This window comes from Streptomyces sp. NPDC052012 (assembly GCF_040689265.1).
Lineage (GTDB): Bacteria > Actinomycetota > Actinomycetes > Streptomycetales > Streptomycetaceae > Streptomyces.
In genome coordinates this window covers 67416-89691 of sequence record NZ_JBFAXA010000023.1, presented here as the reverse complement: position 1 = coordinate 89691, position 22276 = coordinate 67416, and the positions used below count along the sequence as shown (strand labels likewise).

General features: G+C 72.9%; 19 protein-coding genes and 1 pseudogene. 9 read left to right on the top strand and 11 right to left on the bottom strand.

Going from position 1 to position 22276, the window contains the following annotated elements; genetic code table 11:
• Positions 1–24: 24 nt before the first annotated feature.
• The 8 genes and pseudogenes from AB0412_RS28795 to AB0412_RS28760 form a co-directional block, all read right to left on the bottom strand.
• A complete protein-coding gene (locus AB0412_RS28795) occupies positions 25–576 on the bottom strand; it encodes a hypothetical protein (protein WP_366405515.1) in 552 nt (183 codons plus the stop codon).
• Positions 573–1358, bottom strand: a complete 786-nt coding sequence (locus AB0412_RS28790) for an SDR family oxidoreductase (RefSeq protein WP_366405514.1) — start codon at positions 1356–1358, stop codon at positions 573–575. The genes AB0412_RS28795 and AB0412_RS28790 overlap by 4 nt, the downstream gene beginning before the upstream one ends.
• Positions 1355–2332, bottom strand: a complete 978-nt coding sequence (locus tag AB0412_RS28785; protein ID WP_366405513.1) for a fumarylacetoacetate hydrolase family protein — start codon at positions 2330–2332, stop codon at positions 1355–1357. Before AB0412_RS28785 ends, AB0412_RS28790 begins: the two co-directional genes overlap by 4 nt.
• 15 nt (positions 2333–2347) lie before the next feature.
• Positions 2348–3280 (bottom strand): VOC family protein, encoded by a 933-nt coding sequence (locus AB0412_RS28780; RefSeq protein ID WP_366405512.1) that lies wholly within the window; start codon positions 3278–3280, stop codon positions 2348–2350.
• A gap of 4 nt (positions 3281–3284) precedes the next feature.
• The gene (locus AB0412_RS28775; RefSeq protein WP_366405511.1) at positions 3285–4283 is read right to left on the bottom strand and encodes an amidohydrolase family protein; all 999 of its coding nucleotides are present in this window, start codon (positions 4281–4283) and stop codon (positions 3285–3287) included.
• On the bottom strand, positions 4280–5410 hold the full coding sequence (locus tag AB0412_RS28770; RefSeq protein WP_366405510.1) for an FAD-dependent oxidoreductase: 1131 nt from the start codon (positions 5408–5410) through the stop codon (positions 4280–4282). Before AB0412_RS28770 ends, AB0412_RS28775 begins: the two co-directional genes overlap by 4 nt.
• 24 nt (positions 5411–5434) lie before the next feature.
• Positions 5435–6087, bottom strand: a pseudogene (locus tag AB0412_RS28765) (hypothetical protein).
• A complete protein-coding gene (locus AB0412_RS28760) occupies positions 6084–7085 on the bottom strand; it encodes a fumarylacetoacetate hydrolase family protein (RefSeq protein ID WP_366405509.1) in 1002 nt (333 codons plus the stop codon). The pseudogene AB0412_RS28765 and the gene AB0412_RS28760 overlap by 4 nt, the downstream one beginning before the upstream one ends.
• Positions 7086–7213: 128 nt before the next feature.
• Here AB0412_RS28760 and AB0412_RS28755 point away from each other — a divergent pair, with 128 nt between their 5' ends.
• The gene (locus AB0412_RS28755) at positions 7214–8119 is read left to right on the top strand and encodes a LysR family transcriptional regulator (RefSeq protein WP_366405508.1); all 906 of its coding nucleotides are present in this window, start codon (positions 7214–7216) and stop codon (positions 8117–8119) included.
• 34 nt (positions 8120–8153) lie between these two features.
• Here the strand turns inward: AB0412_RS28755 and AB0412_RS28750 are convergent, their stop codons facing one another.
• Entirely contained in the window at positions 8154–8591 is a 438-nt protein-coding gene (locus AB0412_RS28750; protein WP_366405507.1) for a MarR family winged helix-turn-helix transcriptional regulator, read from the bottom strand.
• Positions 8592–8685: 94 nt separating this feature from the next.
• Here AB0412_RS28750 and AB0412_RS28745 point away from each other — a divergent pair, with 94 nt between their 5' ends.
• The 4 genes from AB0412_RS28745 (at position 8686) to AB0412_RS28730 (ending at position 14131) form a co-directional block, all read left to right on the top strand.
• Positions 8686–9243: a quercetin 2,3-dioxygenase gene (locus tag AB0412_RS28745; protein WP_366405506.1), complete on the top strand. Its 558-nt coding sequence runs from the start codon at positions 8686–8688 to the stop codon at positions 9241–9243.
• Positions 9240–10124, top strand: coding sequence for an alpha/beta hydrolase (locus AB0412_RS28740; RefSeq protein ID WP_366405505.1), 885 nt, complete (start codon positions 9240–9242; stop codon positions 10122–10124). Before AB0412_RS28745 ends, AB0412_RS28740 begins: the two co-directional genes overlap by 4 nt.
• Before the next feature lie 543 nt (positions 10125–10667).
• Complete coding sequence (gene fxsT, locus AB0412_RS28735) at positions 10668–13328, top strand: FxSxx-COOH system tetratricopeptide repeat protein (RefSeq protein WP_366405504.1); 2661 nt, start codon at positions 10668–10670, stop codon at positions 13326–13328.
• 119 nt (positions 13329–13447) lie between these two features.
• Positions 13448–14131, top strand: coding sequence for a DNA alkylation repair protein (locus AB0412_RS28730; RefSeq protein WP_366405503.1), 684 nt, complete (start codon positions 13448–13450; stop codon positions 14129–14131).
• Positions 14132–14162: 31 nt separating this feature from the next.
• On the opposite strand, the gene AB0412_RS28725 is transcribed toward AB0412_RS28730, so the two are convergent.
• A complete protein-coding gene (locus tag AB0412_RS28725) occupies positions 14163–14741 on the bottom strand; it encodes a dihydrofolate reductase family protein (protein WP_366405549.1) in 579 nt (192 codons plus the stop codon).
• Between the two features lie 414 nt (positions 14742–15155).
• On the opposite strand from AB0412_RS28725, the gene AB0412_RS28720 reads away from it, so the two are divergent.
• The 3 genes from AB0412_RS28720 to AB0412_RS28710 all read left to right on the top strand — a co-directional run bounded on the left by AB0412_RS28720 (position 15156) and on the right by AB0412_RS28710 (position 18833).
• Positions 15156–16184, top strand: coding sequence for a LacI family DNA-binding transcriptional regulator (locus AB0412_RS28720; protein ID WP_366405502.1), 1029 nt, complete (start codon positions 15156–15158; stop codon positions 16182–16184).
• Positions 16185–16384: 200 nt separating this feature from the next.
• Entirely contained in the window at positions 16385–17743 is a 1359-nt protein-coding gene (locus AB0412_RS28715) for an MFS transporter (protein ID WP_366405501.1), read from the top strand.
• A 40-nt stretch (positions 17744–17783) separates the two neighbouring features.
• Positions 17784–18833 (top strand): 5'/3'-nucleotidase SurE, encoded by a 1050-nt coding sequence (locus tag AB0412_RS28710; protein ID WP_366405500.1) that lies wholly within the window; start codon positions 17784–17786, stop codon positions 18831–18833.
• Between the two features lie 72 nt (positions 18834–18905).
• Here AB0412_RS28710 and AB0412_RS28705 read toward each other — a convergent pair whose 3' ends face one another.
• On the bottom strand, positions 18906–19598 hold the full coding sequence (locus AB0412_RS28705; protein WP_366405499.1) for an alpha/beta hydrolase: 693 nt from the start codon (positions 19596–19598) through the stop codon (positions 18906–18908).
• 197 nt (positions 19599–19795) lie between these two features.
• On the opposite strand from AB0412_RS28705, the gene AB0412_RS28700 reads away from it, so the two are divergent.
• Positions 19796–22276: a glycoside hydrolase family 3 C-terminal domain-containing protein gene (locus tag AB0412_RS28700; RefSeq protein ID WP_366405498.1), complete on the top strand. Its 2481-nt coding sequence runs from the start codon at positions 19796–19798 to the stop codon at positions 22274–22276.

The following is a 22276-nucleotide window of genomic DNA, read 5'->3' as shown; positions in this document are numbered from 1 at the left end:
CCTGACGTCACCGGGCGGGCGCTGTCACGGCCACAGGTCGAGGAGCGCGTCCAGGATCAGTCTCCACATGGGCTCGGCACCCGTGCCGAACGCGGCCGCGAGGGCGTAACCGATCGCCGCGTCCCGGGGCTCCGGGGTGGTGCCGGGCTTCCACTCGGCGCTGACCTTTCCGTCCCCGGTCGAGGCGAACTCGCCGAGGAGGCGGCCGTCGCGCAGCAGGCGGCTGGTGTGGACGCCGGCGGGCACCAGCCGGTGCCGGCCGCCGCCCTGCCGCTCCGGGCCGGCGTCCACACGGTAGGACCGGCGGGTCAGGAAACCCTTGGCGGGCCGCAGGGACACGGACTCCCCGCCGACCGTCATGGTCAGGCGCTCCGGGTCGCGCGTCCCGATCGGCACGTGGGTCTCCAGCGGCGCACCGGCCGCACGGCGTATCTCCACGCGCGGCACGTCACCGCCGCCGTGCACGGCCAACGACCCGTTCTCGTGGTCGAGTTCCCCCGTGATCCCACCGAACAGCGGATCGTCGGCGGACACGGGCGTGAACCCGTGCGTCGTCAACTCCTGGCTCTCACTCACGCGTTCGATCGTCGCACGTCCGTCACTGTCACCCCCTCCCGGTCGGACAGCGCGTCGGAGACGGACTTCACGCCGCCGTGCGCGGTCAGGCCGCCGTCGACGGGGATCTCGGCGCCGGTGATGAACGACGACTCGGCCGACAACAGGAACACCACCAGCGGGGCGACCTCGTCGACGGTGCCGGTGCGGCCCAGCGGGGTCTCGCGGATGTTGGCCTCACGGAAGGCGGGAGCGGCGGAGGCGGTCATGTCCGTCTCGATGTAGCCGGGGTGGATCGTGTTGACGCGGATGCCGCGCGGGCCCAGTTCCAGCGCGGCCGTCTTCGACAGGCCGCGCAGCGCCCATTTGCTGGTGGTGTAGGCGACCGGGTAGTGCGCGGTGAGGGCGGCCGAGGAGCCGACGTTCACCACGGAGGAGCCCGTCGGCATGAGCGGCGCGAGGTGCTGGATGCCGAGGAGCGGGCCGGTGACGTTGACCGCGTGGACGCGGGCCATGTCCTCGGGGCGCACGTCCCCGACGCGGGCGCGCCAGGTGACGCCCGCGTTGTTGACCAGGCCGTGCACCTCGCCGTACTCCCGGCGCAGTCCGGCCGCCAGGGACGCCCAGTCCCGCTCGTCGGTGACGTCGAGGCGCCGGCAGCCCCCGGCCGGCGTCACGTCGGTGGGGACGACCCGGGCGCCCTCGCGCGTCAGGGCCGCGGCCTCGGCGGCGCCCTGGCCGCGGGCGGCGCCGGTGACGACCACCACCCTGCCGGCCAGCCGCCCGCCGTACACGCCCGTCAAGGCCGCTCCCGGCTGCGGCGGCGGCCCGTCGGCAGCGGCACGAGCTCGGCGCCCGGGACCACGGTGTTGGTGAGCGTTCCGATGCCCTCGACGGTCAGGGTCACCGTGTCGCCGGGCCCGAGCGGTGGCGGGGTCCGCGTGCCGGTCACGCCCCACAGCTCGGCGAGGCAGCCGCCGTTGCCGCAGGTGCCCGAGCCGAGCACGTCGCCCGGCAGGACGCGGGTGCCGCGGGAGGCGTAGGCGGTCATCTCCTCGAAGGTCCAGCTCATGTTGGACAGCAGGTCCTCGCCGACGGTCCGCCCGTTGACCTCGGCGGTCAGGGCGAGCCGCAGGAAACCGCCGGCGTCCCGGTGCGGCTCCAGCTCGTCGGCGGTGACCAGGTACGGGCCGAGGGTGGTGGCCGTGTCCTTGCCCTTGCACGGGCCGAGCCCCACCGTCATCTCCGCCGACTGCAGATCGCGCGCCGACCAGTCGTTGAACACCGTGTAGCCGACGATGTGGTCGCGGGCCTGTTCCGGGGTGAGATCACGGCCCTCACGGCCGATGACGGCGCCCACCTCCAGCTCGAAGTCCAGCACCCGGGACCCCGGAGGCATGGGGATGTCGTCGAACGGCCCGTAGATCGCGTGCGGGTTGGTGAAGTAGAACGTCGGCGCCGCGTACCACTGCTCGGGGACGCCCGACGTGCCGTCGACGGAGCGCCGTACGCCCTCGACATGCTCCTCGAAGGTGACGAAGTCCCGTACCGAGGACGGCTGGAGCGGCGCCAGCAGCCGCACCTCGGAGACCTGCGGGCCCGCCGGGCCGTCCAGCGCGGCGGCGCCCGCGTCGAGCAGCGCCGCCGCGCCGTCGCCCGCGCGGATCAGCTCGGTGAGCGACCCGGTGCCGGGCAGCGGGTGCAGGGTGGTGCCGTCCGTGTCCGAGACGACGCCCGACTGTCGCCGGCCGAGGTGTTCATAGGTGGCGAAACGCATGGATGCACGGCCCCCTTACACCGGCGGCGCGACGAAGCAGCCGCGGTCGGGGTCGTTGAACGACTCCTTGGCGACCAGCTCGTTCATCGGGTTGGCGGTACCCCACTGGTCGGTGACCTCCGGCTGGGAGAAGTCGTAGACGTGCGGGTGCCAGGTGTCCTCGTCGAGGACCTCCAGCTCGGTGGTGTACTCGACCGTGTTGCCGTGCGGGTCGAGGAAGTACGTGAAGGTGTTGTCGCCCGCCATGTGCCGGCCCGGGCCCCAGATCTTCCGGAAGCCGGCCCGCATGACGCGTCCGGAGCCGCGCATGTACTCGTCCAGGCCGCGCATCTCGAAGGAGATGTGGTGCAGCGCGGTGTGCGGGCCCCGGGCGATGGCCATCGAGTGGTGCTGGTTGCTGATCCGCATGAAGTGCATGACCTCGCCCATGTGCGGCGAGCTGAGCGTGTCGGAGAGGCGGAAGCCGAGGTGGCGCTCGTACCACTCCCGGGTGCGGTTCAGGTCGGGCGAGTTGAGGACGACGTGGGACAGCTTGACCGGGATCGACTCCTTCTCCTCGATCCTGCGGTGCCGGCGCACCTCGACGTCGGCGGAGACCTCGATGGTGCGGCCGTCGACGTCGAAGAACCGGAAGCCGTAGCCGCCACCGGGGGTGTCCACTTTTCCCGGCCGGGAGATCAACTGCACGCCGCCCGCGAGGAGTTCCTCGGCGAGCGTGTCGACGTCGGTGGCGGACGCGGCGCCGTAGGAGACGAGGTCGAGGCGCTTCTCCTCGGACTTGCGCAGCCGGACCACGTACTGCTCGGGGGAGCCCTCGGCGGCCAGGAAGGAGATGCCCGAGTCCTCGGCGACCTTCGTCAGGCCCCAGACGCCGGCGTAGAAGTCGAGTTGCTTGTCGTAGTCGGGCACGGCGAGGTCGACGTGCCGGAGATGGGTGAGCAGACGCATGGGATCACTCCAGGAAGAGGAGGGCGGCGGCGTTGCCGCCCCGTACGGCGTGGAAGTCGGCATCGGACAGGCCGGCGGCGCGCAGGGCGCCGACCGGGTCGTCGGTGCCCATGTCGAAGGGGAAGTCCGACCCGAGCAGCACCCGGCCGGCACCGGCGACCCGCATCAACTCCCGCAGCACGTGCCGGTCGTGGACGAGCGAGTCGAAGTACAGGCGTTTCAGGTAGCTGCTGGGCAGATGGGCGCAGCCGGCGCCCGCGTCGGAGCGGGCGGACCAGGCGTGGTCGGAGCGGCCGATGTGGGTCGGCAGATAGCCCCCGCCGTGCGCCGCGATCAGCCTGAGGTCCGGGTGGCGGTCCAGCACCCCGGAGAAGATCAGGTGCGACAGGGCGACGGCGTTCTCGGCCGGCTGCCCGACGGTGTTGGACAGGTACCAGCGGTCCAGCCGCTCGTCGAGGGTGCAGCCGAAGGGATGCAGGAACAGGATCGCGCCGGTCTCCTCGGCCCGCGCCCACAGCGGCTCGTACGCCGGGTCCGACAGCTCGCGCCCGGGTGCGTGGCTGGAGATCTCCACGCCCCGCAGGCCCTGGTCCAGTGCGTGGTCGAGGGCGGCGGGCGCGAGGTGCGGATGCTGCAGCGGGACGAGTCCGAGGCCCTGCAGCCGGTCCGGTGCGGCCGAACAGTGGGCGGCCGTCGCCTCGTTCGCGAGCCGGTACACCTTCTCGGCCGTCTCCTCGTCGGCCCAGTAGTGGTAGTGCGAGGGGGAGGGGCTGACCAGCTGGACGTCCACGCCCTGCGCGTCCATCGCGGCCAGGCGCAGCCTCACGTCGGTCAGCCTCGGGACGCGCTCGCGCACCATGGCGCCGCTGACGGCGAGGGCGTCGGGGCCGTTGCGCCGGGCGTCCAGGGCCTTGGCCTCCGCGTGTCCCGGGAGGCCGGTCACCAGCCCTTCGACCTCGGGCAGCAGGACGTGCGCGTGGACGTCGACGGTGGTCGTGCTCACGGCAGCTCCCGCAGCATCGTCATGGTGCGGCCCATCAGGCCGGGCACGTCCGCGTCCCGGACGCCGTCGAGCTGCCACTGGCCGATCTGCACGGACGCCTCCACGACCGGGCGGACACGGGCTACGCGCCGCTCGTAGTACGTCTGGAGGAGCGCGTCGTCCCAGGCGTCCGAGGCGGTCAGCAGCTGGGCGAGCACCCAGGCGTCCTCCAGGGACAGGGCCGCGCCCTGGGCCAGGGTGGGCGGGCAGCAGTGCGCGGCGTCGCCGACCAGCACCACCCGGCCACGGTGCCAGGAGCCCTCCACCAGCAGCCGGTCGAACCAGGTGTAGTTGACCTTCGCCGGGTCGGTGATGTGCGCGGTGATCTCGGGCCAGTGACCCCCGTAGGCGGAGGCGAGGCGCCGCATCTCCTCGGCGTACGTCTCCGGCGGGATCGAGGCGCGGTCGCGAGGGGCCTCGACGACGTACGCGTAGAGCGTCGTGTCGCTGGTGGGGCAGTACCCGGCGATGTACGCCGGGCCGCCGTAGGCGAGGTCGGTGCGGACCACGCCCTCCGGGCGCGGGGCGGCGATGCGCCAGATGGCCATGCCGGTGGGTTCCGGCTTGTCGGGGATGCCGATCGCCGCGCGGGTCGAGGAGCCGAGGCCGTCGGCGGCGATGACCAGGTCGTACCGGTCCTCGCTGCCGTCGGAAAACCGTATCGAGACCCTTTCCGCGTCCTGGCCGAGGATCTCGGCGGTCGTGCCGAGCCGCACAGGGGCGCCGCTGGTCCGCACGGCGTCGATCAGGATCCGCTGGAGCCGCGGGCGCTGCATGCCGACCGTGGCGGGCAGGTCGTCGCCGCCGGTGCGCAGATCGCGCTGGACGTGCAGCACGGTGCCGTCCGGCGCGGTGATGCCGACCTCGCCGAAGCCGAAGCCGGACGCCTCCACCTGCTCCCACACCCCGAGTTCGCGCAGCACGCGCAGGGCGTTGCCCTGGAGCGTGATGCCGGATCCTGCGGTGGCGTTCCAGTCGTCCTTGGCCTCGATCAGGTCCACGCCCAGACCGGCGCGGCGCAGCAGGATCGTCACGGCGTTGCCTGCGGCCCCACCACCGATCACCAGGACCTTGCGGGCTGTGCTCATGAGGGAACTCCCTTGTTCCGTGCGTTACTTGACGGCGATCGGGTTGACGGGCGAGCCGACCGCGCCGGTGATGGGCAGGGGAGCGGCGGTGAGCCAGAAGTCGTAGGCGCCGTCGTCCGCGCAGTCCTCGGCGAGCGCCTCCAGGTCCCACATCTCGCCGATCAGCAGCCCGATGTGCGGGATGGCCACCTGGTGCAGCGGCTGGAAGGCGTGCTCGAACTCGTTGGGCCGCACCTCGAAGCCCCAGGTGTCGGTGGCGATCGCGGCGATCTCGCTGCCGTGCAGCCAGCCGGCCGTCGTGAACGACAGCCCGGGTGCGGGGCCGCCCGCGTAGTCGCCCCAGCCCTCGGCATCGCGATCACGTCGTCGGCGCCGCCGATGCCGTGCGGGAACCCCTGGAGGCCGAGGGCCGCGTCGGTGCCGGTGTCCAGCATGGTGTGCACCGGGTTGGTGCGCCGCCGCCAGCCCTTCTGCGGGCCGTTCATGTCGAAGCGCTGGGAGAGGGAGAAGCTGACGCCCCGCCGGATCAGTGCGGCGCCCTCGCGGCGCTTGGCCTCGTCGAGGAGGTTCAGCGTGCCGAGCACGTCGTCCTCGCCCCAACGGCCCCAGTTGGAGTACGCCTTGGCGGCACGGGCGATCGCGCCCTCGGGGTCGGTGCGGTCCAGGTCCGGGCTCACCGGGCCACCTCCGCCACGCACCGGGTGCGCTGGGCGCCGAGCCCGGTGACGGAGCCGTCCATGACGTCGCCGTCGCGCAGCAGCCGCCCCCAGTGCATGCCGTTGCCGGCCGGGGAGCCGGTGAGCACGAGGTCGCCGGGCAGGAGGCGGGCGGTCTGCGACGCGTACGACACCATCCGCGCCACGTCGAAGATCATGTCCTTGGTGGACTCGTCCTGCATGGTCTCGCCGTTCAGCTTCAGCGTGACCCGCAGGTCACCGGGATCGGCGATCGAACCGGTCGGCACGATCCAGGGGCCGAGCGGGGTGAAGCCGGGCGCGTTCTTGCTGCGCAGCCAGTCGGTGCCGATCTGCGGCATGTCCCGGCGGAACACGGTCGCCCGGTCCGTCAGGTCATTGGCGATCGTGTACCCGGCGACGTACTCCAGTGCCTCGCCGGCGGACACCCGGTGGGCGGGCCGGCCGATGACCGCCGCCAGCTCCAGCTCCCAGTCCGGCTTCTCGGCCCAGGCGGGCAGCACCACGTCGTCGTACGGCCCCGTGATCGCGCTCGGCAGGCCGATGAAGACGTACGGCAGATCCTCCGCCGCCCTCCGGTCCATGATCTCCGCGGCCTCCGCTCGCCGCTCCTCCTCGGGGCGGTCGTCACCCGGTGCCCGGTGCGCGACGTGCAGATCGATCACGTGCTGCCGGTAGTTCGCACCCGACTGGAACACCTGCCGGGGCTCGACGGGCGCGTGCACCCGGAAGCCCGCCAGCGGCTGCCACGCCGGGCCGCTCTCCCCGGCCAGCGTCCGCAGCCGGGGCAGGGCGGCCGCCCAGTCCTCCAGGAGGCCGCGGGTCGTCAACTCGGCGTCGGCGAAGGGCACTCGGAGATCGAGGACCCGGGCGTCCGGGGTGACGAGGGCGGGGAAGGCGGGAGTGCCGGCGGCCGAGAGGGTGGCGAGGGCGAAGGGTCCGGCGAAGAGCGCGGACACGGGTTCAGGTTTCACGGACATGTCCTCCTGATTGCGGTGTGCCTAATCTGGACCCGCCACCTGCGATCAGGGAAATAGATTGTGTGGATGATCGGCATCCACCGCGTTTATTCGCCGCTGGTCAGTGCCGTACCGCAAGGGGAAGTCCCGTGAACCTGGCCCGCCTCGACCTCAACCTCGTCGTCGCCCTGCGCGCCCTGCTGGAGGAGCGCAACGTCACCCGCGCCGGGCAGCGCGTCGGGCTCAGCCAGCCCGCGATGAGCGCGGCCCTGGCCCGGCTGCGCCGCCACTTCGACGACGACCTGCTCGCCCGCGTCGGCGGCCACTACGAACTCACCGCCCTCGGCCAGGTCCTCCTCGACCGCACCGCCACCGCGTACGACGTACTGGAGCGCCTCTTCGCCAGCCAGGCCGACTTCGACCCGGCCACCGAGAGCCGCGAGTTCCGGCTGGTGGCGTCGGACTACGCGGTCGCCGTGTTCGGCACCGAGCTCGCCCGCGTCGTGCACGAGGAGGCCCCCGGCATCCGGCTGCGCTTCACCCAGACCCCGCCCACGGTCGTCGACGACACCGCCACGCTGCTCAGCGCCACCGACGGGCTGCTCATGCCGCACGGTGTGATCAGCGACTTCCCCGCCACCGACCTCTACGACGACCGCTGGGTCTTCCTGGTCGCCGACGACCACCCCGACATCGGCGACGACCTCACCCGGCAGGACCTCGCCCGCCTTCCCTGGGTCACCTACCAGCGCACCTACGACGCCCCCGCCGTACGCCAACTCGGCATGCTCGGCATCGAGCCGCGCGTGGAGGTGTCCGTCGACAGCTTCCAGCTGCTGCCCCTGCTGGTCGCGGGCACCCGCCGCATCGCCCTGGTCCAGTCCCGTCTCGCCCGTCTCCTCGCCCCGCTCGCCGCGGTGCGTGTCCTGTGGCCGCCGTACGAGGCGGTGCCGCTGCGGGAGGCGCTGTGGTGGCACCCGGTCCACACGCACGACGCGGCACACATCTGGCTGCGGGAGACGGCGGAACGGGTGGGGAGGGGGCTGGCGGACTGACCTCGGCTGACGGGCACCTGGCCCGCCGCCCCGCTCACTCCGGTGCCGGCGGCCGTCCCCAGGGTGCCTCCAGGGCCGCACGCAGCGCGTTCACCGCGTCGCGGCCGATGCGTGCGGCGAGTTCGTCCTCCAGGCGGTCGAGGACGGCGCCCGCCTGGCGGTGGGCCCGCTGCCCCTCAGGCGTGCGGCGGATCAGCCGGCGGCGGGCGGAGGCGGGGTCCGGGGCCTGCTCCAGCAGCCCGGCGGCGACCAGGCCGTGCACCGCCTGGTGTGCGGTCTGCCGGGTGACGCCCATCCGCCGGGCCAGCTCGGACACCGTGGTGCCCTCCTCGTCCAGCACGGCGAACAGCTGCGTCTGCGTCGGGGACACGGGCGTCGCGCCGGCCGCCTCCATCGCCGTCAGCAGCCCCTCCTCGAACCAGCGCCGGGCGTCACCGAGCAGCTGGGGGAGATGGCGGCGGGTGGGCTTCATCGGTTCCTCATCGTCTCCCGTGCTTGCTTCCCGCCACTCTCTCATGTCAGGCTGCCTGACATTGTAGGGACGGCCCGAGGCGAAGGAGCAGCGCATGACCATGGAGTACGCCACCCGGTACCGGACGGCCTCACGCATCCCCGCGGAACCGGGCAAGCCCTACGTCGTCGAGAAGGGCGAGGGCGACCGCGCCCACCTCTTCGGTGACCTGATCACCGTTTACGCGGGCGGCGAGCAGACGGAGAACACCTTCAACTTCTTCACCGTCGAGGGCCCCAAGGGCGACGTCATCCCCGCCCATCTGCACACCGACACCTACGAGGTCTTCTACGTCACCCAGGGCGCCGTCCGGCTGTTCGTGGAGGACACCGCGGGCGACCAGCAGGAACGGCTGCTCACCCCGGGCGACTTCGGCTTCGTCCCCAAGAACTGCCCGCACGCCTACCGCATGGAGCGCCACCACAGCCAGGTCGTCGGCGTCGCCGCAGGCCCCGGCGGCACCTTCGAGCGGTTCTTCGAGAACCTCGGTGCCCCCGCCGAGCAGCTCGGCCTCCCGCGCGAGCCGCTCGTCCCCGACCCCCAGAAGTTCGCCACCGTCCCCGAGCGCTACGACGTGCGCTTCCTGCCCGACCACCAGTGGCGCACCCGATGACGCCGCCCGGGCCCACCGTGCGCGACCTGATCGCCGCACCCCACCCCGACCACGCCCCGCTGCCGCCCGCCGCGCCGGCCGCACCCGGTGTGCGCGAGATGCGCGGCGTGCCCTACGCCGAGACCGACGGCGGCCGCCCCCTGGAACTCGACCTGTGGCGGCCCGAGGGCCCTCCCGTCGGCCCCCTCCCGCTGGTGCTGTTCGTGCACGGCGGCGCCTGGCGCCGGGGACGCCGCGACGACATGGGCCTGCGCACCCGGCACTGGAACCCCCGCCCCTTCGCCCGTATCGCGGCCGAGGGCTTCGCCGTCGCCTGCGTCGACTACCGGCTCAGCGGCGAGGCCGTCTTCCCCGCACCCCTGGACGACCTGCGCGCCGCGCTGCGCTGGCTCACCCTGCGCTCCGCCGAACTCGGCATCGACACCGCCCGCACGGTGGTCTGGGGGGAGTCCGCCGGCGGACACCTCGCCTCCCTCCTCGCCCTCACCGGCCCCCCACTCGCCGGTGCGGTGATCTGGTACGGCCCGAGCGACCTCACCACGGCCCGCGGCGGCTTCTCGCCCGAGGACCCCGGCACACCCGAGGCGCGCATGCTCGGCGCGGCCCCCGCCGACGCCCCCGACCGCGCCCGCCTCGCGAGTCCCGTCGCCCGAGTGGGGCCTGCCGCACCCCCGTTCCTGCTGGTGCACGGCGAGCAGGACACCATGGTCGACTGCTCCCACAGCCGCTCCCTCGCCGCCGCGCTCGAACAGGCGGGCGGGGACGTCGAGTTGTGGACGGTGGACGGCGCCGATCACGGCTGGCACCACCTCTCCGACGACCGGGTCGGGGAGATCTTCACCCGCTCCCTCGCCTTCGCCGTCCGCCGCGCGACCCCGTAGGCAGAGGTCCGCCGGGCGCCCCACCCCCCACAGGAAGGCCACCCGGCGGACCGGCTCGGTGCCCTACGGCCGTGCTACGGGCGCACGTCGTAGGCGCGGGACACGGTCCGCCGTACGGAGTTGCCGCCGGCGTCCGTGAGTTCGGGCCGCTGCCAGACCCGCTTCCCGGCCCGCGCCCGCGTGGTCCAGCATGGCCGTGGCGCCGCTCGCCGTGAGCGTGACGTCCGCCCGCCTCGGTCCAGGTCGCGCCCTCGCCGTAGGAGTACGACAGCTTCGCGGCCTCGTGCTTTCCGGGGGAGTACCCGGCATGTCCGGTGACACTCAGCCCGACCCGCACACCGTCCTTCGCGGGCACGGTCTTCATGCCGTCATCCGGCAAGGAACTGACCGGCGCCACCACCCGCCTCCAACTCGGCCGGCACGCCAGCGAACGGGGGTGGGTGTCCCGGGAGGCCGCCGACCGAACCGGAGCGGGGTGAACCGAGCGGCCGGCCGCGACCGGTGTTCTACCGTGGCAGCGAAGCGGGGGAGGATCGCGTGGCGGTGACGAGCAGGAACGTGGGCGAAGGCCGACGGCGGTGGTTGCTGCGGCGTCTGCCGCCGGCCCTGCTGGTGGCCGGCCTGGCGGGGGCGATCGTGTGGGCCGGCGCCCGCTTCGGGCTGGACAAGGCGGATCAGACCTCCAGTGTCGTCGGAGGTGTCATCGGGCTCATCAGCCTGGTGCTCACCCTCCACTCCCTGCGTGCCCCCGCCGGCTCGCAACCATCCGCGCAGAGGGCGGGCGCAGCTCGGGACTGGATCACCACCGCGGCCCGCCATTCCTCCTACCAGCCGCCCCTGCCACAAGCCCCGGTTCGCGGCCGGGACCGGGAGCTCGCCGCGCTGCGCCGGCTCGCCGGGGTAGGCGGGGAAGGCAGGGACGGCGGTGACGGCGAGGGCGGCCTGGCGGTGGTGTGCGGGGCGGGCGGCCTGGGCAAGACCACGCTCGCCGCCGAGATCGCCCGCCAGGCGGGACAGTCGGGGCAGGCGGTGTTCTGGGTACGCTGGCAGGACGACCGTTCCCGGCTCGCCGACGACCTCACCCGCATCGCCCGGATCCTCGGGCTGTCCGACGCCCGCCTCGACGAAGCCCGGCAGGGGCGCGGCGTGTTGGTCGACGTAGTGTGGGAGCACCTGACGTCGACCGGGGGCTGGGTGATCGTCGTGGACAACGTCGACAACCCCGCCCGCGTCGGCACGCCGGGCGATCCGGTGGCCGCCTACCGGGGCTGGCTGCGCTCCGGCGGCGCCGGCCTGCTGCTGGTCACCAGCCGTGACACCTCTCCCGCGACCTGGGGTCCACAAGCCGAGCTCCTTCATCTGGGGCCGCTGGACGCCGCCGCCGCGGGAGCGGTGCTACGGGACGCGGCACCCGAAGCCGGGACGGAAGCGGAAGCACGGGCCCTCGGAGCACACCTGGGCGGGTTACCGCTGGCTCTGGACGCGGCCGGCCGCTACCTCGCCTCGCACACCAGCCGCTACACCACCTTCACCGCGTATCAGGACGCCCTGGAGCGGGAGTTCGGCGACCTGATCGGTGCCGCTCACCCCCGCTCCGCCGACCCCGCTGTCGCCCGCACCGTCGTTCGCCACACCTGGGACCTCTCCCTGGACCAGCTCCACGCCGACGGCTACGTCCAGGCCGGCCCCCTCCTGCGCCTGCTGGCCCTTCTCGAAGCCGCGCCCGTCCCCCGCTCCCTGATCACAGCCGGGCTGGTGGCCGACGCCACCGGCGACACCGTCACGGCCGCCGCACTGGAGGCCGCGCTCGCCGGACTCCACCAGTACGGCCTGCTCGCCGCCACGACGACGAACAGCGCCGACGGCGGAGTGACGGGCGCGCCGAGCGTCGGCCACGTCGCGCTGCATCCGCTGGTCCGCGACGTCATGGCTCTCGCCGTCCCCGAGGAGGACCGGGAACCCTGGCTGACCGCCCTGCGCACCCACCTCGCCCGCGCCGTCGACGACACGGTCCGGACCGGACGCGCCGGCTGGCCCACCGCACGCCTCCTCACCCCCCATCTCTCCCTTCTTCTGGACGACGTCACCACCGAGAGCCTGGCCGACCGGCGCGCCACGCTCGACCGCCTCGTCGACGTCCTGAACGAAGCCGGCGCCGCTGCGGAGCGACGCCTCCTGTGCGAGCACCTCCTCGAGGCCACGTCCCGCCACCTCGGTCCGGATCACCTCGACACCCTGCGCAGCCGCGACGACCTCGCCCTCGCCCTGCGCGACCTCGGGAAGTACCAGGAAGCCGCGGATCTCCACGCACGCGTCGTCGCCGACTGCGAGCGCGTCCTCGGACCTGACCACCCGCGCACCCTGACGAGCCGGGACAACCTCGCGAGTGCTCTGCGCGGCCTGGGGAGGTACCAGGAGGCGGCCGATCTCCACGCACGCACCGTCACCGACCGCGAACGCGTCCTCGGGCCCGACCACGCGGACACGCTGATCAGCCGTAACAACCTCGCCTACGCTCTGCGCGGCCTCGGCCGGTACCAGGAAGCGGCGAACCTCCACCGGCGGAACCTCGCCGACCACGAGCGCACTCTGGGTCCCGACCATCCCGAGACTCTCATCAGCCGCAACAACCTCGCCTACGCGCTGGAGGGCCTCGGCCAGTACGAGGAGGCGGCGGACCTGCACCGACGCAACGTCACCCGACGCGAACACCTCCTCGGCCCCGATCACCCCCGGACCCTGAACAGCCGCAGCAATCTCGCCAATGCCCTGTGCGGCCTCGGCCGGTACCAGGAGGCAACCGAGCTCCACCGGCGTACCCTCGCCGACCGCGAACGCGTCCTCGGGCCCGACCACCCCGACGTCCTGACCAGCCGCGACTACCTCGCGAGCGCTCTGCGCGGCCTCGGCCAGTACCAGGAAGCCGCGGACCTGCACGCACGCGCCCTCGCCGACTACGAGCGCGTCTTCGGCCCCGACCACCCCCGTACCTTCACCGGCCGGGACAACCTCGCGAGCGCCCTGCGCGGCCTGGGCAGGTATCAGGAGGCGGCCGATCTCCATGCACGCGTCCTCGCCGACCGCGAACGGGTCCTGGGTCCGGACCACCCGCACACCGTGACCAGCCGCGCCCACCTCGCCGCGGCGCAGGCCGCGCTCGCCGCGGGCACGCGCCGACCCGGCCGGTGGCGCGGCCGGCGCTGAGCGGAACGGTGCGGTGAGCCGCCTGGAAGAAGCGGGAGCTGTGAGCCGCCTGGAAGAATGCGGCTCTGGCGAGCTTTTCGCAGCCGGAGGTCGATCGGCTGCCCGCAGAGGAGGCTGACATGGCCGGGACGACGACGGTGGCCGACGTGATGGCCGAGCTGGCCGAGCTGGAGGACCCGAAGGCGCGCGAGGTGAACGAGCGGCACGGTGACGACCACGGGGTGAATCTCACCAAGCTGCGCGCGCTCGCCAAGCGGCTGAAGACCCAGCAGGACCTCGCGCGTGAGCTCTGGGCAACGGACGACACCGCGGCGAAGCTCCTCGCGCTGCTGATCTGCCGGCCGAAGGCGTTCGAGCGGGACGAGCTGGACGCCATGCTGCGCGCGGCGCGCACCCCGAAGGTGCACGACTGGCTCGTGAACTACGTGGTGAAGAAGAACCCGCACGCCGAGGACCTGCGCGTGGCCTGGTCCGCCGACCCGGACCCGGTGGTCGCGAGCGCCGGCTGGGCGCTGACCACGGAACGCGTGGCGAAGAAGCCCGAGGGCCTCGACCTCGACCGGCTCCTCGACGTCATCGAGGCGGAGATGAAGGACGCCCCCGACCGCCTGCAGTGGGCGATGAACCACTGCCTGGCCCAGATCGGCATCGAGCACCCCGAACACCGCGCCCGCGCCCTCGCCATCGGCGAGCGCCTGGAGGTGCTCAAGGACTACCCGACGTCCCCCGGCTGCACCTCCCCGTACGCGCCGACCTGGATCAACGAGATGGTGCGCCGCAGGCAGACCGAGACGGTGGCCTGACCGGAGCCCGACGGGCGCCTGACCGGCGGGCTCAGCCGTGCAGGGTGGGCCGGTAGACGAGCTCCTGGATGTGACCGTCGAGCGTACGGTGCTCGATCAGCTCCAGGTCGAAGTCGAGCGCGCCGCCGAAGACCGGGTCCAGACCGGTCCTCCCGGTGATCACCGGGAAGAGCGTCACCTGCACGCGGTCCACCAGCCCGGCGGCCATCAGCGCCCGGTTCATCGACAGGCTGCCGTGCGAGCGCAACGGCACATCGGACTCCTTCTTCAGCCGGGCGACGACATCGACGGCGTCACCGCTCACGACGGTCGCGTCCGGCCAGTCGAGGGGCTCGCGCAGCGTGTTCGACACCACCGTGGCCGGCAGATTCCGCATCCGCGTCACCCAGGGATCCCGCACATCGGACTCCTCGGTGCTCTCGGCCAGCATCTGCGCGAACGCCCGGTAGGTGTTGGCCCCGAACACCATCCGCTGCTCCTGCTCGTAGAGCGCGAGCCGATGCTCGAGCAGCTCGGGCCCCTGCTTGCCCCAGTACCCGGTCCAGTCACCCCCGGCGGCCCCGAAGCCGTCGAGACTGGAGAAGACGTCGAAGGTGTAGGTGGCGGCCATGCGGTCCTCCCAGGGTGCGGTTGATCGCGTCATGCATCACGAATACAGACCGGCAGCCACGGCGAAACTCATCGCCCCACGGTGAGAAGCCGTACCCGGGCATCGTCGAGCTCGGTTCTCCCGTCTGTCTTGGACAGTGCCGTGACGTCTGCGAGCACGTCCTCCGCGGACCTGCTCAGCGTCTCGTCATCGGTAAGGGCGAACATACGACTCCGGTGCCGACACGCTCTCCGACTGTCCGATGCCGACACGCTCTTCAACGGTGCCGGCGGAATCAGCCGGCTCTCACCTGTCCGAGTCGTCGGCCTCAGCCCCTGATCTCCGGTCCCGCGCGGCAGCGGCCCGCGCGGGCGGGCGATTCTGTGCGTCCCGCGCGCCCTGTCCGACCCCGCCCCGTCTGCGATGATGACCCGCATGGCCTCCAGTTCCCCCTCCCGTCCCGCCGCCACCCCGCCCACCAGCGGCGATGTCGCGCGGGTCGCCGGGGTGTCCCGGGCCACCGTGTCCTACGTCCTCAACAACACCAAGGGCGGGCGGGTGAGCGAGGCCACGCGTGAGCGGGTGCGGGAGGCCGCGCGGCAGCTCGGGTACGTGCCGCACGCCGTCGCGCGTGCCCTGCGCGCCGGGCGCAGCGGGATCGTGCTGCTCACCGCGCCCGCCGTGACCGTCGGACCGCTGTTCGCGCAGGCCTATGCCGATCTCCAGCTGGCCCTCGCCGAACTGGGCTACACCGCCGTGCTGTACGGCCCGACCGGCGCCCGGGGAGCGGAGGCGGGACGGCGCTGGGCCGAGCTGCGGCCCGACGCCGTGCTGTCGCTGATGGACGACAGCATGGACGAGGACGCCGTCGCCGTGCTGCACAAGGCCGGCATCCCGGTGGTGCTCAGCTCCGGTCCGGTGCCCGTGCCGGGCGCGCACGCGCTGGTGACCGACCAGGAGCAGGTCGGCTTCCGCGCCCTGGAGCACCTGGCGGCGTCCGGCCGCCGGCGCATCGGCGTGATCGTGCCCGCCGACGCCTCGCTGCGCGGCTTCGCCGAGCCCCGGCTGGCCGGCGCGCAGAAGGCGGCCGCGGCACAGAGCGCAGCGGTCACCGTCGTACGCCAGGACCTCGCGCTCGACGAGGACGCGGCCGCACCGTGGGCGCGGCGGTGCGCCGACGCCGGGATCGACGGGCTGTTCGCGTACAACGACGAGTTCGCCGCCCTCGCCGTACGCGCCTTGCAGGACACGGGAGTCGACGTCCCGGAGGACATCGCGGTCGTCGGCGCCGACGATCTGCTGATCGGCCGGCTGCTCCGGCCCCGGCTCACCACCGTCCGCATGGACTACCTGCCCGCACGGGAGATCGCCCAGCTGATCGACCGGCTGATCAGCGCCCCCGGGGCCGCGCCCGAGACGCACGACATGCTCCGCACGACGCTCGTCGTGCGCGCCTCGGCCTGAGCGGCCGGCCTTCAACTTCTCAACGCATTCGCCGGTTCGCGGCACTTGATCGCCCGCCTGATGGCCCGCAGGCCGCCAGGTAACGAAAAAATCGCGCCGTGCGCGACACCTAGCCATGCTTACACGTGTCACCTACGCTCCTGCCGAACGCGTGCCCCAGCCGCGTCCGCTCTTCCGGCACCGCCTTCCTAGGGGCCCCCATGACTCATTCACTTCCTGAAAACAAGCCGGCGACCGCCGTGGCCGACGCCGCGGGCGACCGCACTCCCGGCACGGCCGGCACCCCCGCCGCGCCCACCGTCCCCGCCCGCCTCGGCCCGCTCTCCCTCACACTGCCGATGGCCAACGTCGCGCTGTACCTGCTGTGGTTCGGCGTGGGCGCCTTCCTGCTCCCCCTCCAGGTCGCGCAGATCACCGGCACGAACGACACCGCCGCCCTGTCCACCGCCAGCACCGTCGGCGCCGTCCTCGCGACCATCGGCAACCCGGTCTTTGGCCAGCTCTCCGACCGCACCCGCTCCCGCTTCGGCCGCCGGGCCCCGTGGATCCTGTTCTGCGCGCTGCTCGGCGCGCTCGCCCTGGTCATGCAGTCGCAGGCGACGACCATCGCCATGCTCGGGATGAGCTGGGGCGTCGTGCAGTTCATCATGAACGGCTACCAGGCCGCCCTCACCGCCGCGATGCCCGACCGCGTCCCGGCGTCCCGGTACGGCACCTTCTCCGCGCTGGTCGGCCTGGGCGTGCCGCTCGGCACGATCACCGCCGCCCTGATCATCGGTGGCGTGCCGGGCACGAACTTCGGCCTGGACGGCGTCATCGGCGGCTTCGGCGGCCGGTTCGCCGGGGAGAACGGCTACTACCTGATCGCGACGGTCGTCGTGGCCGCCGCGCTGGTGTTCGTCGTCGTCTCGCCGGACCAGGACTCCCGGACGCTGCCGAGGGAACGGTTCTCCCTCAAGGTCTTCCTCGGCAACTTCTGGGTCAGCCCCAAGGACCACCCCGACTTCGGCTGGGCGTTCCTGTCCCGGCTCGGGGTCATGCTGGGCTACTTCATCGTCGTCACGTACACCATGTACCTGCTCGCCGAGCACATCGAGGTCCCGCCGCAGGACCTGCTGCCGACCCAGGGCTTCCTGATGATCGTCAACGCCGTCTGCACGGTCGTCGCCTCGATCCTGGTCGGGCCGATCGCCGACCGGGTCGGCCGGGTCAAGCCCTTCGTGCTCCTCTCCGGCATCGCGGCGGCCCTCGCGCTGACGCTGCCGATGGTCTGGCCCACCGAGGGCGGCATGCTCGCCTACAACGTCGTCGGCGGTCTGGCCTTCGGCGTGTACATGGCCGTCGACATGGCGCTGATCACCCGGGTGCTGCCGCGCACCGCCGACGCCGGCAAGGACATGGGCGTCATCAACATCGCCAACGCCGGACCGCAGATCCTCGCCCCCAGCATCGCCGGCTGGATCGTCGCCGCGGGCGGTTACGCGGCGCTGTTCCCGATCGCCGCGATCGTCTCGCTCATCGGCGCGGTGGGCGTGCTGCGCGTGCGCGGCGTCCGCTGAAGACCCCTCACCTCGTCCCCACTCTCAGGAGAAACCCCCTATGAGCCGCCGCAGAACCCTCGCCGCCTTCGCCGCCACGGCCACCGTCCTGCTCGCCTGTACCCCGGCGCAGGCCGCCCACGACCGACCCCGCCCCGGCCACGACCGGCTGCCCCTGGCCGGCCTGCGCGTCCTGCTGAGCAACGACGACTCGATGCAGATGGCCCGCCCGGACGCCTCGGACGGCAAGGGGCTCTACGAGGTCCGCCGCGCCCTGTGCGCCGCCGGCGCCGATGTGGTCGTCATGGCGCCGTGGGCCCATCAGAGCGGCGCCGGCACCAGCGCCACCGGCGGCGGTCAGCTGACCGTGCAGCGCCGGACCACCCTGCCCGCCGGCTACGCGAACGACTGCTCCGGAGCGCCGAGCGGCGGCGCCGTCTACGGCGTCTGCAAGGGCGGCGCCCCCTGCGGTCCCACGACGCCGAGCGCGACGCCCGCCGACACCGTGCGCCTCGGCATCGGCGGCGGCCTCGCCGCGAAGGCAGGCTGGACGGACGGTCCGGACCTGGTCGTCACCGGCAGCAACTACGGCCCGAACGTCGCCTCCGTCGTCAACGAGTCGGGCACGGTCGGCGCCGCGCTCGCCGCGATCGACGAGGGGGTACCGGCCATCGCCCTCAACAGCTCCTACGACCCCGGCGTCACCGGCTCCTTCGAGGTCGCGGACCACACCTACCGCGACACCGCGGAGTTCGGCGCGCGGTTCATCGGCGAGCTGCGCCAACGCCGCCTGCTCACCACGAAGTTCGTCGTCAACGTCAACTACCCGCACCACGACGAGGGGCAGCGTCCCAAGGGCACCGCGTGGACGTCCGTGGGCACGCAGAAGATCGTGAGGTTCCACTACACGGCCGAGGGCGACACGTTCACGATCGGCGGCTCGCTGTGTGAGCCGGGGTCGCCGGACTGCCGTCCCGAGACCAAGCGGAACCCGGACTACGCACTGCTGGAGCAGGGACACGTGACGATCACGCCGGTCACCCCGGACCGGACGCACGACAGCGGACGGGACACGCGCGGGCTGGAGCGGCTCGTGCGCACCGGGCGCTGAGCCATGCGCAAGGGCCCCGGCGCTGCAGGAGGGGAAGCGCCGGGGCCCTGTCGCCGCGTGAGAGTGTCGTCGTCAGATCCAGCCGTCGAGGGACTTCAGGAAGCCCTGCGGGTCGTCACGGTGGATGCAGTGCCCCGCCTGCGGCACCACCCGCACCTCGAATCCCCGCTCCTCCAGCAGTGCCACGCCCTCGGCGTCGACGCACAGGCTCGGGTCGGCCAGCTGCACGAGGGACGGCACGACGGCCGACTCGGGCAGATACCTCCGCTCGAACTGCTCGACGGCGGAGAGGAATGCGGGGTCGAAGAGCGCGAAGCCGGCCAGTTCCGCCGCCACGTCGTCCTCGGACCAGCGCGGGTTCATCGCCCGTACGCTCTCGGCGGTCGCGGTGGTGACCATGTGCCGCATGCCGGCCGTGGCCCCGGGCGGGACGTTGCCCAGCTGGAAGCCGGGGTCGGAGTAGACGGCGCGGGCGGGGCGCAGCCGGGAGACCGCGAGCGCGAGGGACAGGCCGCCCATCGAGTGCCCGATCGCCAGGTCTGCACCGGCCGGCAGGTTCTCCACCAGGTCGTCGGCGAGCAGCTCGGGGCGGTACTCGCCGCGGGGGCTGCGGCCGTGGCCGCGCAGGTCGGGAGCCACGACCCGGTAACCGAGGCCGACGAGGTGGTCCTCGACGGCGTGCCAGGTGCGGTGGTCGGACATGGCGCCGTGGATCAGCAGGGCGACCTTGTCGCCGGTGCCGCGCTCATGGACGTTCAGCTTCATCGGGGCGAGACCTTTCGGGGGAAGGCGAGTGTGGTGACACGTGTAAGCATGCGGTTGGTCGACCCGAACACGCAAGAGACCTATGGTCATAACGTATAGATAACGAAACCTACCGATCAACAGGTAGGTGCACCACGATAGGCGCAGCGACGCGCACCGACGCCGGTCGCCACGCAGACGAACAAGGAGGCACCGCCATGTCCGAAGCCCACGACCCGGCCGCGCAGACCCTTGCCGCCGATCCGGACCAGGCCCGCGAGGCGGTGGTCGAGGCGGCGCTCGGCAAGCTCGACCTCGACTCCAAGACACGGCTGCTGGCCGGTCAGGACATGTGGTCGCTGCCTGCCCTGCCGCAGATCGGCCTGGGCTCGATCGTGATGTCGGACGGCCCGATCGGCGTGCGCGGGGTGCGCTGGACCGCCGACGACCCGTCCATCGCGCTGCCCTCCCCCACCGCGCTCGCCGCCACCTGGGACCCGGAGCTGGCCCGGCGTGCGGGAGTGCTGCTGGCGCAGGAGGCCCGGCGCAAGGGGGTGCACGTGCTGCTGGCGCCGACGGTGAATCTGCACCGGTCGCCGCTCGGGGGCCGCCACTTCGAGGCGTACAGCGAGGACCCGTATCTGACGGGGGAGATCGGCACCGGCTATGTGCGGGGCGTGCAGTCCGCTGGCGTCGGCACCACCGTGAAGCACTTCGTCGCCAACGACGCCGAGACCGACCGCCTCACCGTGAACAACGTCATCTCCGAGCGGGCGCTGCGCGAGCTGTACCTGGCGCCGTTCGAGGCGATCGTCGCGAACGCCCGCCCGTGGGGCATCATGACCGCCTACAACCGGGTCAACGGCACGACCATGACCGAACACCGCCGCCTGGTGCGGGACGTGCTGCGCGGCGAGTGGGGCTTCGACGGGTTCAACGTCTCCGACTGGATGGCGGCCCGCTCCACCACCGGTGCCATCGAGGGCGGCCTGGACGTGGCGATGCCCGGCCCGCACACCGTCTACGGCGAGGCCCTGGCCGCCGCCGTGCGGGCGGGGGAGGCCGACGAGGCCGCGGTCGCCGAGGCGGTGCGCCATGTGCTGCGCCTGGCCGCCCGCGTCGGCCTGCTCGAGGGTGCAGATCCGGTGGTCGCCACGCCTCCGGCCGAGGTCGACGGCACGGCGCTGGCCCGGGAGATCGCGGGCCGCGCCTTCGTGCTCGTGCGCAACGAACCGGTGGGATCCGCCGGCCGTGCGCTCCCGCTGGACCCGGCCGGGATCCGCAGGGTCGCGCTGCTCGGCGCCGCCGCACGGGACGCCCGCGTCCTCGGTGGCGGCTCCGCGACGGTCTTCCCCGCCCGCGTGGTCTCCCCGCTCGACGGGCTGACGGCCGCGCTGCCGGAAGGGGCGGTGACGTACGCGGTCGGCGCCGACCCGAGTGACGAACTCGCCGTCGCCGGGCAGGGGTTCACCCTGCGGGCGATCTGCCGGGACGCCGCCGGGAACGTGCTCGGCGAGGGCAGCCTGCCGAGCGGCCAGGTGCAGTGGATCGGCGACGACCTCCCCGAGGGCGTCACCCGCGAGGCGCTGCACAGCATCGAGGTCACCGGCACGTTCCGGCCCCGGGAGAGCGGCGAGCACTCCTTCGGCACGCGCGGCATCGGCGGCTACCGGCTGACCGTCGCCGGCGAGGTGCTGTTCGACGGGGAGCAGCCGCTGGACTCGCAGGCCGATCCGTTCGAGGCGTTCTTCGGCGCGCCCGTCGAGCGCGGGAGGGTCGCGCTGACCGAGGGCGAGCCGGTGGAGGTGTCGCTGCGGTACACCCTGCCCGAGGGGCCCGCGGCGCCGGTCTTCGGCGTGATGTTCTCGCTGATGCACCTCGGCCCGCGGCGCGACCCCGACGGGCTGATCGCCGAGGCGGTCGAGGCCGCGCGGGCGGCGGACGCCGCGGTGGTCGTCGTGGCGACGACCGAACGCGTCGAGTCCGAGGGCTTCGACCGCAAGGACCTGCGCCTTCCCGGCCGCCAGGACGACCTGGTGCGGGCGGTGGCCGCGGCCAACCCGCGCACGATCGTGGTCGTCAACTCCGGTTCACCGGTGGAGCTTGTGTGGCGGGACGAGGTGGCCGCGGTGCTGCTGAGCTGGTTCCCGGGGCAGGAGGGCGGCGCGGCCCTCGCCGATGTGCTGCTGGGCGAGGAGGAACCGGGCGGCAGGCTCCCCACGACGTGGGGCTCCCTGGACGACGCCCCGGTCACCGAGGTCACCCCCACGGACGGTGAACTGGCCTACCGGGAGGGCGTGTTCATCGGCTACCGCGCATGGGAGCAGGCGGGCAGGACACCGTCGTACCCCTTCGGCCACGGCTTGGGCTACACGGACTGGACGTACGAGTCGATCGAGGCGTCGGGCACGACGGTGACGGTCACCCTGCGCAACTCCGGCCCCCGCCCGGGCCGCGAGACCGTCCAGCTCTACGTCACCCCGGCCACCCCCGACCCGGACCGCCCGTCCCGCTGGCTGGCAGGCTTCGGCACGGTGACGGCGGCGCCCGGGGAGACGGCCACGGTGACGATCGAGGTGCCGGCCCGCACCTTCGAGACATGGACCGACACCGGCTGGCACCGCCGCCCCGGCACGTACGAACTCCACGCGGCCCGCTCCCTCACCGACCTCCGCCTCACCAAGACGCTCACGATCTGA

What these genes read in the sequence shown, in the direction of transcription:
- AB0412_RS28785 (WP_366405513.1), bottom strand. Translation starts at nt 2,332, where the DNA reads ATGCGTTTCGCCACCTATGAACACCTCGGCCGGCGACAGTCGGGCGTC.
- AB0412_RS28780 (WP_366405512.1), bottom strand. Translation starts at nt 3,280, where the DNA reads ATGCGTCTGCTCACCCATCTCCGGCACGTCGACCTCGCCGTGCCCGAC.
- AB0412_RS28770 (WP_366405510.1), bottom strand. Translation starts at nt 5,410, where the DNA reads ATGAGCACAGCCCGCAAGGTCCTGGTGATCGGTGGTGGGGCCGCAGGC.
- AB0412_RS28760 (WP_366405509.1), bottom strand. Translation starts at nt 7,085, where the DNA reads ATGTCCGTGAAACCTGAACCCGTGTCCGCGCTCTTCGCCGGACCCTTC.
- AB0412_RS28750 (WP_366405507.1), bottom strand. Translation starts at nt 8,591, where the DNA reads ATGAAGCCCACCCGCCGCCATCTCCCCCAGCTGCTCGGTGACGCCCGG.
- AB0412_RS28745 (WP_366405506.1), top strand. Translation starts at nt 8,686, where the DNA reads ATGACCATGGAGTACGCCACCCGGTACCGGACGGCCTCACGCATCCCC.
- AB0412_RS28740 (WP_366405505.1), top strand. Translation starts at nt 9,240, where the DNA reads ATGACGCCGCCCGGGCCCACCGTGCGCGACCTGATCGCCGCACCCCAC.
- AB0412_RS28730 (WP_366405503.1), top strand. Translation starts at nt 13,448, where the DNA reads ATGGCCGGGACGACGACGGTGGCCGACGTGATGGCCGAGCTGGCCGAG.
- AB0412_RS28725 (WP_366405549.1), bottom strand. Translation starts at nt 14,741, where the DNA reads ATGGCCGCCACCTACACCTTCGACGTCTTCTCCAGTCTCGACGGCTTC.
- AB0412_RS28720 (WP_366405502.1), top strand. Translation starts at nt 15,156, where the DNA reads ATGGCCTCCAGTTCCCCCTCCCGTCCCGCCGCCACCCCGCCCACCAGC.
- AB0412_RS28715 (WP_366405501.1), top strand. Translation starts at nt 16,385, where the DNA reads ATGACTCATTCACTTCCTGAAAACAAGCCGGCGACCGCCGTGGCCGAC.
- AB0412_RS28710 (WP_366405500.1), top strand. Translation starts at nt 17,784, where the DNA reads ATGAGCCGCCGCAGAACCCTCGCCGCCTTCGCCGCCACGGCCACCGTC.
- AB0412_RS28705 (WP_366405499.1), bottom strand. Translation starts at nt 19,598, where the DNA reads ATGAAGCTGAACGTCCATGAGCGCGGCACCGGCGACAAGGTCGCCCTG.
- AB0412_RS28700 (WP_366405498.1), top strand. Translation starts at nt 19,796, where the DNA reads ATGTCCGAAGCCCACGACCCGGCCGCGCAGACCCTTGCCGCCGATCCG.